Origin of the sequence: Bradyrhizobium sp. B097 (assembly GCF_038957035.1) — a bacterium.
Taxonomy (GTDB): Bacteria; Pseudomonadota; Alphaproteobacteria; order Rhizobiales; family Xanthobacteraceae; genus Bradyrhizobium.
Map to the genome: position 1 here is coordinate 3,584,666 of NZ_CP152412.1, position 14,426 is coordinate 3,599,091.

Annotated in this window: 14 protein-coding genes; 12 read left to right on the top strand and 2 right to left on the bottom strand. The window is 65.9% G+C overall.

Features of this window, described 5'->3' with window-relative positions:
* Nucleotides 1–69 precede the first annotated feature (69 nt).
* From AAFG07_RS16655 to AAFG07_RS16675, 5 genes are all read left to right on the top strand, one after another.
* Nucleotides 70–1,383: an adenylate/guanylate cyclase domain-containing protein gene (locus AAFG07_RS16655; RefSeq protein WP_342728211.1), complete on the top strand. Its 1,314-nt coding sequence runs from the start codon at nucleotides 70–72 to the stop codon at nucleotides 1,381–1,383.
* Nucleotides 1,384–1,454: 71 nt separating this feature from the next.
* Nucleotides 1,455–2,183, top strand: a complete 729-nt coding sequence (locus AAFG07_RS16660) for a GntR family transcriptional regulator (protein WP_342728212.1) — start codon at nucleotides 1,455–1,457, stop codon at nucleotides 2,181–2,183.
* A gap of 45 nt (nucleotides 2,184–2,228) precedes the next feature.
* Nucleotides 2,229–3,473, top strand: coding sequence for an MFS transporter (locus AAFG07_RS16665; RefSeq protein WP_342728213.1), 1,245 nt, complete (start codon nucleotides 2,229–2,231; stop codon nucleotides 3,471–3,473).
* Between the two features lie 15 nt (nucleotides 3,474–3,488).
* The gene (locus tag AAFG07_RS16670) at nucleotides 3,489–4,388 is read left to right on the top strand and encodes an amidohydrolase family protein (protein ID WP_342728214.1); all 900 of its coding nucleotides are present in this window, start codon (nucleotides 3,489–3,491) and stop codon (nucleotides 4,386–4,388) included.
* 307 nt (nucleotides 4,389–4,695) lie between these two features.
* Nucleotides 4,696–5,610, top strand: a complete 915-nt coding sequence (locus AAFG07_RS16675; RefSeq protein ID WP_342728215.1) for a PhzF family phenazine biosynthesis protein — start codon at nucleotides 4,696–4,698, stop codon at nucleotides 5,608–5,610.
* Between the two features lie 2 nt (nucleotides 5,611–5,612).
* Here the strand turns inward: AAFG07_RS16675 and AAFG07_RS16680 are convergent, their stop codons facing one another.
* Together AAFG07_RS16680 and AAFG07_RS16685 are read right to left on the bottom strand one after the other, a co-directional pair.
* Entirely contained in the window at nucleotides 5,613–6,074 is a 462-nt protein-coding gene (locus tag AAFG07_RS16680; protein ID WP_342728216.1) for a DUF488 domain-containing protein, read from the bottom strand.
* A 10-nt stretch (nucleotides 6,075–6,084) separates the two neighbouring features.
* Nucleotides 6,085–6,912: a DUF72 domain-containing protein gene (locus AAFG07_RS16685; RefSeq protein ID WP_342728217.1), complete on the bottom strand. Its 828-nt coding sequence runs from the start codon at nucleotides 6,910–6,912 to the stop codon at nucleotides 6,085–6,087.
* 139 nt (nucleotides 6,913–7,051) lie between these two features.
* Here AAFG07_RS16685 and AAFG07_RS16690 point away from each other — a divergent pair, with 139 nt between their 5' ends.
* From AAFG07_RS16690 to AAFG07_RS16720, 7 genes are all read left to right on the top strand, one after another.
* Complete coding sequence (locus AAFG07_RS16690; RefSeq protein WP_342728218.1) at nucleotides 7,052–7,438, top strand: hypothetical protein; 387 nt, start codon at nucleotides 7,052–7,054, stop codon at nucleotides 7,436–7,438.
* A gap of 67 nt (nucleotides 7,439–7,505) precedes the next feature.
* A complete protein-coding gene (locus AAFG07_RS16695) occupies nucleotides 7,506–7,709 on the top strand; it encodes a hypothetical protein (protein ID WP_342728219.1) in 204 nt (67 codons plus the stop codon).
* A 438-nt stretch (nucleotides 7,710–8,147) separates the two neighbouring features.
* The gene (locus AAFG07_RS16700; RefSeq protein ID WP_342728220.1) at nucleotides 8,148–9,281 is read left to right on the top strand and encodes a glycosyltransferase family 2 protein; all 1,134 of its coding nucleotides are present in this window, start codon (nucleotides 8,148–8,150) and stop codon (nucleotides 9,279–9,281) included.
* 7 nt (nucleotides 9,282–9,288) lie between these two features.
* Nucleotides 9,289–10,791 carry a glycosyltransferase family 39 protein gene (locus tag AAFG07_RS16705; RefSeq protein ID WP_342728221.1) on the top strand — a complete coding sequence of 501 codons (1,503 nt, stop codon included), beginning with the start codon at nucleotides 9,289–9,291 and terminating at the stop codon, nucleotides 10,789–10,791.
* Nucleotides 10,792–10,869: 78 nt separating this feature from the next.
* Nucleotides 10,870–11,565 carry a DUF899 family protein gene (locus tag AAFG07_RS16710; protein ID WP_342728222.1) on the top strand — a complete coding sequence of 232 codons (696 nt, stop codon included), beginning with the start codon at nucleotides 10,870–10,872 and terminating at the stop codon, nucleotides 11,563–11,565.
* Nucleotides 11,566–11,990: 425 nt separating this feature from the next.
* Nucleotides 11,991–13,118, top strand: a complete 1,128-nt coding sequence (locus AAFG07_RS16715; protein ID WP_342728223.1) for a tlde1 domain-containing protein — start codon at nucleotides 11,991–11,993, stop codon at nucleotides 13,116–13,118.
* 193 nt (nucleotides 13,119–13,311) lie between these two features.
* Nucleotides 13,312–14,268 (top strand): helix-turn-helix domain-containing protein, encoded by a 957-nt coding sequence (locus tag AAFG07_RS16720; protein ID WP_342728224.1) that lies wholly within the window; start codon nucleotides 13,312–13,314, stop codon nucleotides 14,266–14,268.
* The last annotated feature ends 158 nt before the right edge of the window (nucleotides 14,269–14,426 follow it).

A 14,426-nucleotide genomic window follows, 5' to 3' on the forward strand; every position in this document is an offset into this window, starting at 1 on the left:
ACCGAACCCGGAATCTCGAGATTCCGGGTCTGGTCCTTCGGACCATCCCGGAATGACGGGGTGGGAGGCATGGCCGGGTTCTGGGTTAACGACAAAGCGGTGCAGGACACGACCGTCTCGGCCGATTTCCACCACGCTTTGATGCGCGAGGTGATGACCACCGAGCTGCTCCGCATCAAGGTGCTGATCGGCACGACCATCGTGCTGGGGGCGATCAGCCTGCTAGTGTATCTGTTCGCACCCGAGGCGGTCAGCCGGGTCTGGCATGGCAATCTCAACCCGGACTACATTTTCTATGTCACCGTTCCGCTGATCCTGTTCGAGCTCTGGGTGCACGGTGCGATCAGCTGGTACAGGCGCAAGGGCCGCGACCTGCCGGTGATCCGGCGCTACATCGGCGTGCTGGTCGAGACCTCGCTGCCGACCGTCGTGCTGGCGCTGCATATCGACAGCATGGGCCGCCAGGAGGCGCTCGGCTTCGTCGCCCCTCTGGTCTATTTCGTGTTCATCATCCTCTCGACGCTACGGCTCGATTTCTGGCTGTCGACCTTTACCGGCGTCGTCGCCGCGACCGAGCTGTTCTACATGGCGGTGTTCTTCCATGCGGCCGATGGCGTCGCGGCCGGTCAAGGCATTTATTATCACGCCGCGCGCAGCACGATCATCCTGATCTGCGGCGTGCTGGCCGGCGCGGTCGGCCTGCAGCTGCGGCGGCAATTCGCGGCCAGCATTGCGGCTGCCACCGCGCGCGACCGCATCACCAATCTGTTCGGCCAGCACGTCTCGCCGCAGGTGGTCGAACGCCTGATGGCGGAGGGCGCCTCTACCGCGAGCGACATCCGCCGTGTCGCCGTGATGTTCGTCGATTTCCGCAGCTTCACTGCCGGTGCGCGCTCACGCTCGCCGCAGGAGGTGGTCGATCGGCTCGACGGCGCCTTTGCGGTGCTGGTCGATATCCTCGATCGCCATGGCGGCATCGTGAACAAGTTTCTCGGCGACGGCTTTCTCGCGCTGTTCGGCGCGCCGTTCGAGACCGGCGACGCCGCGCATCAGGCGGTCGCCGCCGCGCGTGAGATGCTGGCCGCCAACGAGCGCACCAATGCGTCGTCGAGCTGGCCGCTGCGCATCGGCATCGGCATCCATATCGGCGAGGTCGTCGCCGGCAGTATCGGCTCGCCGCGGCGCAAGGAATACACCGTGATCGGCGATACCGTGAACTTTGCCGCCCGGCTCGAGGCGCTCAACAAGGAGCTCGGCTCGCAATTCCTGATCTCGTCTGCCGTGCGCGAGGCGCTCGGCGACGAATGCAAGGACGCCGTGTCGCGCGGCGAGATCCCGGTGCGGGGTTACGAGCACCCGGTGCCGGTCTGGCAGTTGGGGTAGGGCGCTGCATTCAGGCCTGAGGTAATAAGGTAGCGATTGACGCGGCGTCCTATATTCATATAGATGACTATATGAGTTCAACTCTCGACGACCGCCTGCCGCGCTACCAGCGTCTTCGCGACGACCTCGCGGCGCGCATTAATCGCAATGAATGGCGTCCGGGGGACCTGATCCCCTCCGAGGCCGAGCTCGGCGCGCATTACGGCGTCGCGATCGGCACCGTGCGCAAGGCGATCGACCAGCTCGTCAGCGACGGCGTGCTGGAGCGCCAGCAGGGCCGCGGCACCTTCGTGCGCCGCGCGCGGTTCAATTCGTCGCTGTTCCGCTTCTTCCGCTTCCAGTCGGAGAGCGGCGAGCGCCGCGTGCCGCAAAGCCGCATCCTGCGGCGCAAGGCGATGCCGGCGACTTCGGCGGTCGCCTCGGCGCTGCGCATCGGTGTCGGCGAGCCCGTCATCAGCCTGTCGCGCCTGCGCCTGATCGACGACGTGCCGCTGCTCGCCGAAGAGATCTGGCTCGAGAGATCGCGCTTCGAGGCGCTGCTCGCGCTCGCGACTTCCGAGTTCGGCGACCTGCTGTATCCGCTCTACGAGGACCGTTGCGGCCAGGTCGTGGTCTCCGCCGATGAAATCCTCACCGTCGAGATCGCGACCGAGATGCAATCGCGCCTGCTGCGATTGGAGGCCAACGCGCCGCTGATCGTGATCGAGCGCCTGGCGTTCGATCTGGAGCGGCGGCCGATCGAATGGCGCCGCTCGCGCGGGCCGGCGGATCGCTTCCGCTACCACGCCGAGATCAGATAGCGCGGCAACCAAACACAACAACATAAGAATTCACAGGGAGAAGAAATGACGAACTGGTACAGCGAATGCTCGCCGCTCGAGCGACGCACCTTCTGGGCAAGCTTCGGCGGCTGGGGGTTAGATGCGCTCGACGTCCAGATGTTCAGCCTCGCCATTCCGGCGCTGATTACGGCCTTCGGGATCAGCAAGGCCGATGCCGGGCTGCTCGGCTCGGTCACGCTGTTCTTCGGCGCGTTCGGTGGCTGGCTTGGCGGCGCGCTCGGCGACCGTTTCGGCCGGGTGCAGGCGTTGCAGATCACGGTGGCGACCTTTGCGCTCGCGACCTTCGCCTCGGCCTTCGCGATGAACTACAGCCAGCTCGTGGTCCTGAAGGCGATCCAGGGCATCGGCTTCGGCGCAGAGTGGGCCTGCGGCGCGGTGTTGATGGCCGAGATCATTCGCGCCGAGCATCGCGGCAAGGCGCTCGGCGCCGTGCAGAGCGCCTGGGCAGTCGGCTGGGGCGCCGCGGTGCTGCTGTCGGCTTTGGTCTTCACCTATGCGCCCGCCGATATCGCCTGGCGCATCCTGTTCGCCGTCGGGCTGATCCCGGCGCTGCTGATCCTGTATATCCGCCGCGGGCTGAAGGAGCCGCCGCGCGCTGCGCCGCGTGAGGCCGAGCCGCCGTTCTTCGCGACGCTTGCCGGAATCTTTCACCGCGACGTGCTGCGCTCGACCTTGATCGGCGGCCTGTTCGGCATCGGCGCCCATGGCGGCTATGCCGCGCTGACGACATTCCTGCCGACGTTCCTGCGCGAGGTGCGGCATCTCTCGGTGCTCGGCTCCAGCGCTTATCTCGCCGTGATCATCGTCGCCTTCTTCTGCGGCTGCGTGGTGTCGGGGATCGTCAGCGACCGGATCGGGCGGCGCGCCAACGTCACGCTGTTCGCCGCCGCCTGCGTCGTGACCGTGCTGGTCTACATCTTCGCGCCACTCTCGAATTCGCAGATGCTGGTGCTCGGATTCCCGCTCGGTTTCTTCTCGGCGGGCATTCCCGCCAGCATGGCGGCGTTGTTCAGCGAGCTCTATCCGGCAGGCGTGCGCGGCACCGGCGTCGGCTTCTGCTACAATTTCGGCCGCATCGTCTCCGCGGCGTTTCCCTTCCTGGTCGGCTACCTCAGCGATCACATCGGCCTTGGTGCTGCGATCGGGATCGACGCGGCGTTCGCCTATTCGCTGGTGCTGGTCGCGGTGCTGATGCTGCCGGAAACCCGCGGCAAGGTTTTCGAGCAGGCCGCCGCCACGCGCGCGTGATGATGAGGAATGATCATGACATCGTACGAACATGGGTTGACGCGGCGCCGGTTTGCCTCGGGATTGGTTGCCGCGCTGTCGGCGGGCGGATTGGCGAGCAAGGTGAGGGCTGAGGTGCCGAAACTGGCGATCGATACCCACGCCCACGTCTTCCATCGCGGGCTGAAGCTCGCGCCCGGCCGGCGCTACGCGCCCGACTACGACGCGCCGCTCGCGCTCTATCTGCAGCAGCTCGACCAGAACGGCATCACCAATGGCGTGTTGGTGCAGCCGAGCTTTCTCGGCACCGACAATTCCTATCTCGCCGAATGCCTGAAGGCGACCAATGGCCGGCTGCGCGGCATCGCCGTGGTCGACGTTGCCGCTACCGCCGACGAGCTACGCGCGCTCGATCGCGCTGGCGTCGCGGGCATCCGTCTCAATCTGGTCGGCCAGAAGCTGCCTGATCTGGCGTCGCCGGAGTGGACGGCGCTGCTGGCACAGATCAGGACGCTCGACTGGCAGGTCGAGATCCAGCGCAACGCCGGCGATCTCGCGACGCTCGCACCACAGCTGCTCGACCAGGGCGTGAAAGTCGTGCTCGATCATTTCGCCTTGCCCGATCCGAAGCTCGGCGTCGACGATCCCGGATTCCAGTCGGTCCTCAAGCTTGGCGCGACGCGAAATGTCTGGGTCAAGATCTCGGCGCCCTATCGCAACGGCGCGGCCGGCGAGGCGTTCGCGAAGCAGGCCTATCCGTTGCTGCGCAATGCTTACGGCGTCGACCGGCTGCTGTGGGGCAGCGACTGGCCGCACACCCAATTCGAGGCGACGCAGAGCTACGCGAAGAATCGCAAATTCCTCGACGAGCTTATTGTCGACGCTGATGAGCGCGCCCGCGTGCTCGCATCGCCGCGCGAGCTGTTTCGCTTCTAGAGCGCGATGAGTTTTGGTTGAATCGGCTTGCGGCAGTTTCGGTTCACCTCTCCCCATCGGGGAGAGGTCGGATTGCAAAGCAATCCGGGTGAGGGCCCTTGCTCTCTCGATAGACCGTAATCCCTCACCCGATTTGCTGCGCAAATCGACCTCTCCCAGAGGGAGAGGTGGACTTTCGACGCCGTTCCAGCTCAACCTAATCTCATATGCTCTAGCTCGCGCGCGATTGTACCGAGTGCTCTGAAAGGCGTCGTTGCTGCTGTGCTACGATGACGCCATCGGAATGACCGGCACAAGGACACGCAAGATGCAGCGCCGCTATATCACCGTCGACGTTTTCACCGACCGCGCCTTCGGCGGCAACCCGCTCGCCGTGGTGCTCGACGCCGAAGGGCTGTCGAGCGCGCAGATGCAGGCGATCGCGACCGAGTTCAACTATTCCGAGACGACCTTCGTGCTGCCGCCGCAGGACAAGGCCAACGACGCCCAGGTTCGCATCTTCACGGTGCGCTCGGAAATTCCCTTCGCCGGCCATCCTAATGTCGGCACCGCCTTTGTGCTGGCGAGCCGAGCAGCGAAGGCGCCGGAGCAGCTGAGGTTCGAGGAGAAGGCGGGCCTCGTGCCGGTCAAAATCCTTTCTGACGGCGCCAGGGTGATTGGCGCCGAGCTGACGGCGCCGCAGCAGCTGCAACGGTCGAATGAGGTGAGCGCGGCCGATGCCGCGGCTTGTCTCTCGCTGTCGGCGGCCGACGTGAAGACCGATCGGCATGTGCCGCAGGTGGTCTCGGTCGGCCTGCCGTTCCTGGTGGTGGAGATCGCCTCGCGCGAGGCGCTGAAGCGCGCCGGGCCTGATGCCGCGGCATTCGCCAGGGCATTGGCGCAGATCGGCCGCGACGTCGTCTATTTCTACACGCGCGATGTGCCGGCGAGCGAGCAGCCGCTCGACCTGCAGGCGCGGATGTTTCATCCGGGTGCCAGCGGCCTGTCAGAAGATCCCGCAACTGGCAGTGCGACAGCAGCCTGCGCGGCGCTGCTCGCGGATATCGATCCCGCGCGCGACGGCGAATTGCGGCTGCGGATCGGGCAGGGCGTCGACATGGGCCGGCCGAGTCTGCTGCTGACGCGGGTGCGCAAGCAGGGCGGCGCGATCACATCGGTGCATGTCGGCGGCGGCTGCGTGAAGATGATGGAGGGAGCGATCAGCGTGCCGGGGCAGGGCTGACGCTAGACCTGCGGCGCCACGAGATTATCGATCTTGACGCCGTCGCGCTCCTCGATGATCTCGGCGATCCAGCGGCGGTGACAATGTTCGTGGTCGCGCTCGTAGCAGAGGATGCAGACCGGGCCGGACTTCTTCACCAGCGCCGACAGCTCGTCGAGCTCCTCCTTGGCCTGCACCGTCTTGAGGTGCGCCGAATAGATCTTGTGCAGCAGCGCATATTGCCCGCTGCGCGCCGCCTCCCGTCCGCTCTTCGGTGTGCCAAGGCCACGGAGGTGGACGTAGCCGATGCCGCGCTCGTCGAGGCCGGCGGCGAGCTGGCTCTTGGAGAAGCCGGGACGGCGCGAGGAGGCCACCGCGCGAACATCGACCAGCAGCTTGACGCCGGCGTGCTGGAGCTCGTCGAGCACCGCCTTGGACGGCGTCTGCTCGTAGCCGATGGTGAACAGCCTTTTCGCCTTCGCCATCGGCTCTCCCTCACTTCACCCGGTCGATCAATTCCATCGCGCCCGCGGGCGCGCGGATCTTGCCCTCGTGGATCACATAGGCGAACACGTCGCGCGGGGCCTTCTTCGGCGCGGATTTGTCGACCCGCGGCAGGTCGTCCGGCTCGCTGCCGCCGGCCCAGTCCTGAAACCGCTTGGCCCAGGCATCGAGCTGCTTCGGCGGATAGCAGGTCTTCAGTTCGTCATTGCCCTTCTGCAGCCGGGCATAGACGAAGTCGCTGGCGACGTCGGCAATCGCCGGATACTTGCCGTGTTCGGCGAACACCACCGGAACCTGGTGCTCGCGAATGAGGGCGATGAACTCGGGCACGCAAAAGCTGTCGTGACGCACTTCGACGACATGGCGCAGCGCGCGGCCGTCGAGCTTGCGCGGCAACAGCTCGAGGAACTTGCCGAAATCGGCGCCGTCGAACTTCTTGGTCGGCGCAAATTGCCAGAGCACCGGTCCGAGCCGGTCCTTCAGCTCCAGCACGCCCGAATCATAGAACCGCTTCACCGAATCGCCGGCCTCGGCGAGCACGCGGCGGTTGGTGGCGAAGCGCGGCCCCTTCAGCGAGAAGATGAAGCCGTCGGGCACCTCGCTGGCCCATTTGCGAAAGCTCTCCGGCTTCTGCGATCCATAATAGGTGCCGTTGATCTCGATCGAGGTCAGCTTGGAGGCGGCGTAGGACAGCTCCTTCGCCTGCGTGAGCTTCTCGGGATAGAACACCCCGCGCCACGGCTCGAAGGTCCAGCCGCCGATGCCGATGTAGATGTTGCCTGCGTCTGTCTTGGTCGCCTTGGTGGGAGCTTTGGCCACGACTGCACTCATCGCGAGGAGGGGAACGGGGATCGAGAGTAGTCAAAATAATCGTGATTGGCCAGTTTGCCAGATTGGCGCGGGGGTGCTTATCGTCGTTGTCGCTCTTCGCTACGATGCGCCAAAATGGAGAACAACAATGCGCATGCTGGTTGCGGCCGCCCTCCTGATCACGTCCTCCGCTGCCATATCGCCCGCTGCCATATCGTCCGCTGCAATGGCCGACGAGGTCGACGATGCGCACAAGCTTGCGATCACCGGTCGCGACGCCTACTGGAATTGTCTCGCCCGCGAATATCCCCGCGACAGCAACAAGGCGATGTCCGACCAGGAGTTCACCTCGCTGATCGCCAATGTCTGTCCCTCGGAGCGGCAGAACTTCCGGGTGTCGCTGATCGACTTCCTGTCGCTGCAGTTTCCCAAGCAGGATGCCGACGCCAATCTGACGACGGCCAACCGCGCGATCGAGCTGGCGCAGAAGGACATCGTGACCGCCTTCACCCGGCGCAGGGCCGCGGCGAAATAGGTTCCCGAATCCTGTTGCGGCCGGCCGATTTTTGATATCAATCCGCGCAGGCAAGGGGATGATCGGTATGAGATCACAATCGACGGCAGGCTTCTTGGGCGCAGTGGTCGCGGCCGTCGCGCTGGCGGCGGCGTTCATCTACGGGCCGTCGCCGAGCCAGCTCCGTAACCCGACCCAGCCCGCAGCCGTGCAGGCGGCTCCCGCCGCCGAGGCCGCGCCGGCGGCCCCGGTGCCACGCGGCCCGGTGATCCGGGAAGTCCCGAACAACTAGACCGGGATGAATTTTGGTTGAATCGGCTCGCCAAGGTTTCGGATCACCTCTCCCCGCTGGGGAGAGGTCGGATTGCGCCTGGCGATGCGAAGCATCGTCCAGTGCAATCCGGGTGAGGGCTCTTGCTCTATCGATAGACCGTAACCCCTCACCCGATTTACTGCGCAAATCGACCTCTCCCAAGGGAGAGGTGATCCTTGCCCCTTGCGGACCGCCTGGGGCCTTCCCATCTAGCGTCCAACGGCGACGTTGCAGCTTCAGGGCTCCGGCGCCGGAACGACCACGACATTGTTTGGCTGCGCCGGATGTACGCGCGCCCCTTGTTCGTGGTCGTTGGCATTTTCGAACGGTTTTTGCCCCGTTTTCCCGCTTTCCGAGACAGCGTTTGCGCCGGCCCGCCTTGGCAGCGGGGGAGGCTGCGGCTATACGCTGGCGCTCATGAATGACGCCATCAAGCTAGCCCCCGAAACCGCCTCGCTGGCAGCAAGTCTGCCGCAGCTGTCGGTGGTCGTCCCGACCTTCAACGAGCGCGACAATGTCACGGTGCTGTACCGCCGGCTCGACGCGACCCTGAAGGACGTGTCCTGGGAGGTCATCTTCGTCGATGACAATTCACCCGACGGTACCTGGGACGTGGTGCGCGCCCTGGCGCGGAAGGATTCCCGCGTGCGCTGTATCCGCCGGATCGGCCGGCGCGGCCTGTCCGGCGCCTGCATCGAGGGCATCCTGGCCTCGAGCTCGCCCTATGCCGCGGTCATGGACGCCGACCTCCAGCATGACGAGACCCAGCTCCCGAGGATGTTCGCCCTGCTGCAGAGCGGCGAGGCCGAGCTCGTGGTCGGCAGCCGCTATATCGAGGGCTACAAGACCGAAGGCTTCAACAAGCAGCGCGCCGGCGCCAGCGCCTTTGCCACCGAGATCGCGCGCCGCTCGCTGAAGGTCGAGATCGCCGACCCCATGAGCGGCTTCTTCATGATCCGCCGCGACCGTTTCGAGCAGCTCGCGCCGCAGCTCTCGACCCAGGGCTTCAAGATCCTGCTCGATGTCGTGGCGACGGCGGAAGGCAAGCTGCGCGCGGTCGAGATTCCCTACACATTCGGTGCCCGCCAGCATGGCGAGAGCAAGCTTGACTCGATGGTCGCGCTCGACTTCCTTGGCCTGGTGCTGGCGAAGCTGACCAACGACGTGATCTCGCTGCGCTTCATTCTGTTCGCGGCGGTCGGCGGGCTCGGCCTGCTGGTGCATCTCAGCGTGCTGTTCATCGCGCTGGAGCTGTTCAAGGCGCCATTCCCGGAGGCCCAGGCCACCGGCGCGATCGTCGCCATGACCAGCAACTTCATCCTCAACAATTTCCTGACCTATCGCGACCAGCGGCTGAAGGGCTTTGGCATCCTGCGCGGCCTGCTGCTGTTCTATCTGGTCTGCAGCGTCGGCCTGCTCGCCAATGTCGGCGTCGCATTCTCGGTGTACGACCAGGAGCCGATCTGGTGGCTTGCGGGCGCGGCCGGCGCGCTGATGGGCGTGGTGTGGAACTACGCGATGTCCGGGCTGTTCGTCTGGCGCAAGCGATGACGGTGGCATGAACGCGAACGAGGCGCGGCTGGCCCGGAACACCGCTCTCGCGGTGTGCGCGCTGGTCGTGTTGCGGCTGGCCGCCGCCGCATGGACGCCGCTGACCTTCGACGAAGCCTATTACTGGATGTGGTCGAAGGCGCTCGCCGGCGGCTATTACGACCATCCGCCGATGGTGGCGGTCGTAATCCGGCTCGGCACCATGATCGCGGGCGACACGCCGTTCGGCGTGCGGCTGGTGTCGATCCTGCTCGCGTTGCCGATGAGCTGGGCGATCTACCGGGCGGCCGAGATCCTGTTCGGCGGCCAGCGTATCGCCGCCAGCGCAACGATCCTGCTCAATGTCACGCTGATGGCCGCCGTCGGCACGCTGATCGTGACGCCGGATGCACCGCTGCTGGTGGCCGCGAGCTTCCTGCTGTATTCGCTCGCAAAGGTGCTGGAGAGCGGCCGCGGCGCCTGGTGGCTTGCGGTCGGCGTCAGCGCGGGCCTGGCGCTGCTGTCGAAATACACGGCGCTGTTCTTTGGACCCGCGATCCTGATCTGGCTTGCTGTCGTGCCGAAGCTGCGGCGCTGGTATCTCTCGCCATGGCTCTATCTCGGCGGCCTGGTTGCGGCCGGCCTGTTTGCGCCGGTCATCCTCTGGAATGCCGATCACCAATGGGTGTCGTTCATCAAGCAGATGGGCCGCGCCCGGATCGAGGACTTCCGGCCGAATTACATCGCCGAGCTGATCCCGACGCAGTTTGCGTTCGCGACGCCGTTGGTCTTCATCCTCGGTGTGATGGGCCTCTACGCGCTCTACCGGCGGCGCGCCGGCGCGATGCCCGCGCGCGTGCTGGTCAACACGATGTTCTGGACCATCGTGGTCTACTTCACCTGGCACGCGCTGCATGCCCGGGTCGAGGCCAATTGGTTCGCGCCGGTCTATCCGGCGTTTGCGGTGGCGGCCGCGGTCGCGGCGATCCAGGTGCAGTGGGCACCGCGCGAGCAGCGCACGATCGATTTCTGCCGCCGCTGGGCCGCGCCCACAGGCGTCGTGCTGTTCGCGCTGCTGATCGTGCAGGCCAATACCGGCATGCTCTCGGGCTACCGCCGCGATGCCACCGTGCGCAGCGTCGGCGTCGGCTGGCAGGAGCTCGCGAGCGAGATCGAGGCGGTGCGCGCGCGCTCCGGCGCGAGCTGTGTGCTGTCGCCGGACTACGGCACCACCGGCTGGCTGGCCTTCTATCTCCCCAAGGGCACCTGCGTCGCGCAACAAGGCCAGCGCATTCGCTGGGTCAACATGCCTGAGCCGAGCCCGGCGCAGCTGTCCGGCAAGCTGCTGTATGTGCATGAGGTCGAGCAGGCGATGCCGGCCTCGGTGCGCGACAATTTCGCCCATGTCGAAACGGTGGCCGAGGCCAAGCGCATGCGCGGGCCGCTGGTGATCGAGACTTACGCGCTCGATCTGCTTGATGGCGCAAAGGGCGAGGTCTTCGACCGTTCGCCGCCGCCGGAACTGCAGTAAGATCGTCGCTGTGCATGTCGGATCGTCCGGTTCCGGTTCGTCTTCCAGGGAGCCCGTCAACCATGCGAGGTTCCAACCATGACCAGTTCCGTCCTCAAGCCCGCCGCCGAACTTGCCAGCAGCAATGCCAGGCGCTTTCCCAATGAGAGCGCCGAGTATCGCCGGGCGCGCCAGGCGCTGCTCGTCGAGGAGATCGAGCTGCGCCGGCACATCGCGCGCGTCGCCGAGCTGCGCCGCGCCTTGCCGCCGGGCGGCGAGGTGACCAGGGCCTATGAGTTCACGGGCGAGTCCGGCGCGGCCTCGCTCGCCGATCTGTTCGGCAACAAGCAGACGCTCATCATCTACAGCTACATGTTCGGCTCGCAGCGCGAGAAGCCGTGTCCGATGTGCACATCGTTCATGGGCACATGGGAGCAGAAGCTGCCTGATATCGAGCAGCGCGTGTCGTTCGTGTTCGTGGCGCGCTCGCCGATCGCGCGGCTGATCGAGGCGAAGCAGGCGCGCGGCTGGACGCGTCACAAGGTCTATTCGGATGCGTCGGGCGATTACACGCGCGACTATGTCAGCAAGGATGACAGCGACGTGCCCGGCTACAATGTCTTCACACGAGACAACGATGCAATCCGGCATTTCTGGGCCGGCGAAATGGGAGCCGGCACGGTCGACCCCGGCCAGGACCCGCGCGGCGCGCCGGATCTGGATCCGCTCTGGACCGTGCTCGACACCACGCGCGAGGGGCGCGGCGCGGACTGGTATCCGAAGCTGAGCTATTGAGAGATGGATTTTGCTCGATCCCCGCGCGATTACGGGGCCATCGGCAAGGAAATTCTCCCTAGGATTTATCTCGGCATGCGGTAGCGGAACCGCGTGCCGGAATGTCCCATCATGGGACAAAAAAGCCGTTTTGGCGGTCCATTGCCATCTTAAAAAAGCCCTACGCCACAGGCACTTCCCGCGTTGCAGGGGATCGCGTCCGGTTAAGTCGCATTTAACTAAAAGTCGCCTTAATGGCCGTCTGTGCCCCCGCGCGACGTTGAGCCGAACATCGTTCGACGATGCGTCGAGTGAGGGACAAAGGTGGACCTGTTTTGAGCGCCGGGCGTATGGGTACGAGTGCGAGTGCGTATGTTCTTGGGGCGCCAAGCCGCAAGAAAACCTCCCGAAAAATCCTCCCACAGCATTTCCTCGGCAGTGCCGCGGTGGCGGGGCTGGTGCTTGGCTGTGCCTGGACCGTCTATGCCAACATCTTTGCGGCGAGCGTCTATCCGTCGGTCGGCAATGCGTCGTTTGAAGCGCCGGTCGTGAAGCGGCCCGTCGCGGTTGCCGCGCGGCCCACACCCGCGTTCAACGAGGTGTTCGCGTCCCTGACGCCGGCGCCGGCGGCGCCCGCAAAGACCGAGGTCGCGAAGTCGGAAGCCCAGACACCGTCACTTATGTTTAACGATCGGTTTGCGGCCGCCGCGCCCGACGGCGTCGCGTCCAGCGTCGTGGCTGACGCCGCACCGCAGATCGACCCGATCAAGCAGGCCGCTGAACCCAAGGTCGCCGTAGCGGCGAGGGCGGTGGCGACGGCGGAGCTCGCCGAGACATCGAAGCCGTTGCCGGCGCCGAAATCGGTCGAGACCGCCAAGAAGCAAGCCGCCGCCAATCTGAAGGTGGCGCTCAACGATCCCGCTGCGACGGTTGAGTCGAAGGCCGCCGAGAAGGCGCCCGAGGCGAAGCAGGCAACGAAATCCGGTGGCGTCCGTGACATGGCCGCGCGCGCCAAGGCCGCGGTGCTGTCGATCGCATCGAGCGAGCGGCAGACCATGGTCGAGAAGCTGTGGGGCAAGCGCGAGTCGAGTGGCGGGCTGCTCTCGTTCGCTTCTGCCGATGCCAATGTCACCGGCAGCATCCCCTCGACGCTGGACCAGAACCCGATGCTCGGCGGCTCGCCGCCCTATGACCGCCAGACCGCGGTCTACGACATCTCGGCCAAGACCGTGTATTTGCCCGATGGCACGCGCCTCGAGGCGCATTCGGGCCTCGGCTCCCGCCTCGACGATCCCAGATCCTCGCATATGAAGATGGTCGGCGTGACGCCGCCGCACATCTACGAGCTCAAGCCGCGCGAGGCACTGTTCCATGGTGTGCCGGCGCTGCGGCTCAATCCGATCGGCGGCGAGGGCAAGATCTTCAACCGCGACGGTCTGCTCGCACACACCTTCATGCTCGGCCCGAACGGCGACTCCAACGGTTGCGTCTCGTTCAAGGACTATTACGCGTTCCTCGATGCCTACCGTAACAAGGGCATCCGCCGCCTCGCGGTTTTGGCGAGGGTTCAGTAAGCGCCGTCCTGCTGGGGGCGCTGCCCCCACGGCGTGAGCTACGCGACCAGCCCCCCGTACCTGTCCGAAGGTCGCGGTGGCCATCCCTTGAAAGGCCGCTGGGGTCGCTATATCCTGCGGAATACAAAGGTGCCAGGGCCAACAGCGCCGCGCTCCCGAGGGTCACAGAACCCGCGGAGCAGGGGAGGGAAGCATGAGCCGGTCGCCAGGCGTCATGCACACGGACAAGGTTCTCGACGTGCTGGCCGGAGGCGGGGCGCCATCCGACCTGTCGGCATCGTGGCGCAGGTCCGGCCATCTGCATGCGCTCGATCCGGCGAGCCGCCTGCCTTCCCATCGTCTCGGCCAGGCTGAAATCGCCGCTGCACAGCAACGCCTCGGCGAATTCCTGAAAGTCGCCCAGAGCACGCTCGACCGGCTGTTCCTTGCCGTCGGCGGAGTCGGCTGCTCGGTGCTGCTCGCGGACCGCGACGGCGTCGTCGTCGACCGGCGCGGCGCGGGCGCCGACGATGCGACGTTCGACGCCTGGGGGCTCTGGACCGGTGCGGTCTGGAGCGAGAAGTACGAGGGGACCAACGGCATCGGCACCTGCATCGTCGAGAAGCGTCCACTGTCGATCGACCGCGAGCAGCACTTCTTCACCCGCAATTCCGGACTGTTCTGCACCACCGCGCCGATCTTCGACGAGCATGGCGAGCTCGCCGCCGCGCTCGATGTCTCCTCCTGCCGGGCGGACCTGACCGATGGATTTTCCCGGTTGATCGCGACCGCGGTGACGGACGCCGCGCGCGCGATCGAAGCCGAGAATTTTCGCCGGGCGTTTCCCGATGCGCGAATCCTGCTGACACCGCGAAGCGAGCGCGCCGTCAACTCGCTGCTCGCGGTCGATCGCGACGATCTCGTGATCGGCGCAACGCGCGCTGCGCGCCGCGCGCTCGGCCTCAACGCCGCGTCGCTGGCGCGGCCGTTGCCGGCGGCCGACCTGATCGGCGAGACGCGCGACGATGGCGGCCTGGCCGCCGCGGAACGCGCAGTGTTGCAGCGCGCGCTGGCGCGCGCCGGCGGCAACGTGTCGAAGGCTGCCAAGGACCTCGACATGTCTCGCGCCACATTGCACCGCAAGCTCAAGCAGCTCGGCTTGCATCGCTAGAGCATACCCGAAGGCTCCGAACCGGCCTCCGCCGCGCTGGCGCGCCCTGTGCCAATTTGCGGCGCACTCTGTCTCAGATTTGCGACAGTTCCCCTGCGGCCGTTGGGGCGGGCCCCTGTTCTGTCCGCCTGATTTGACCGAGCGTCCCGGCCAACGCC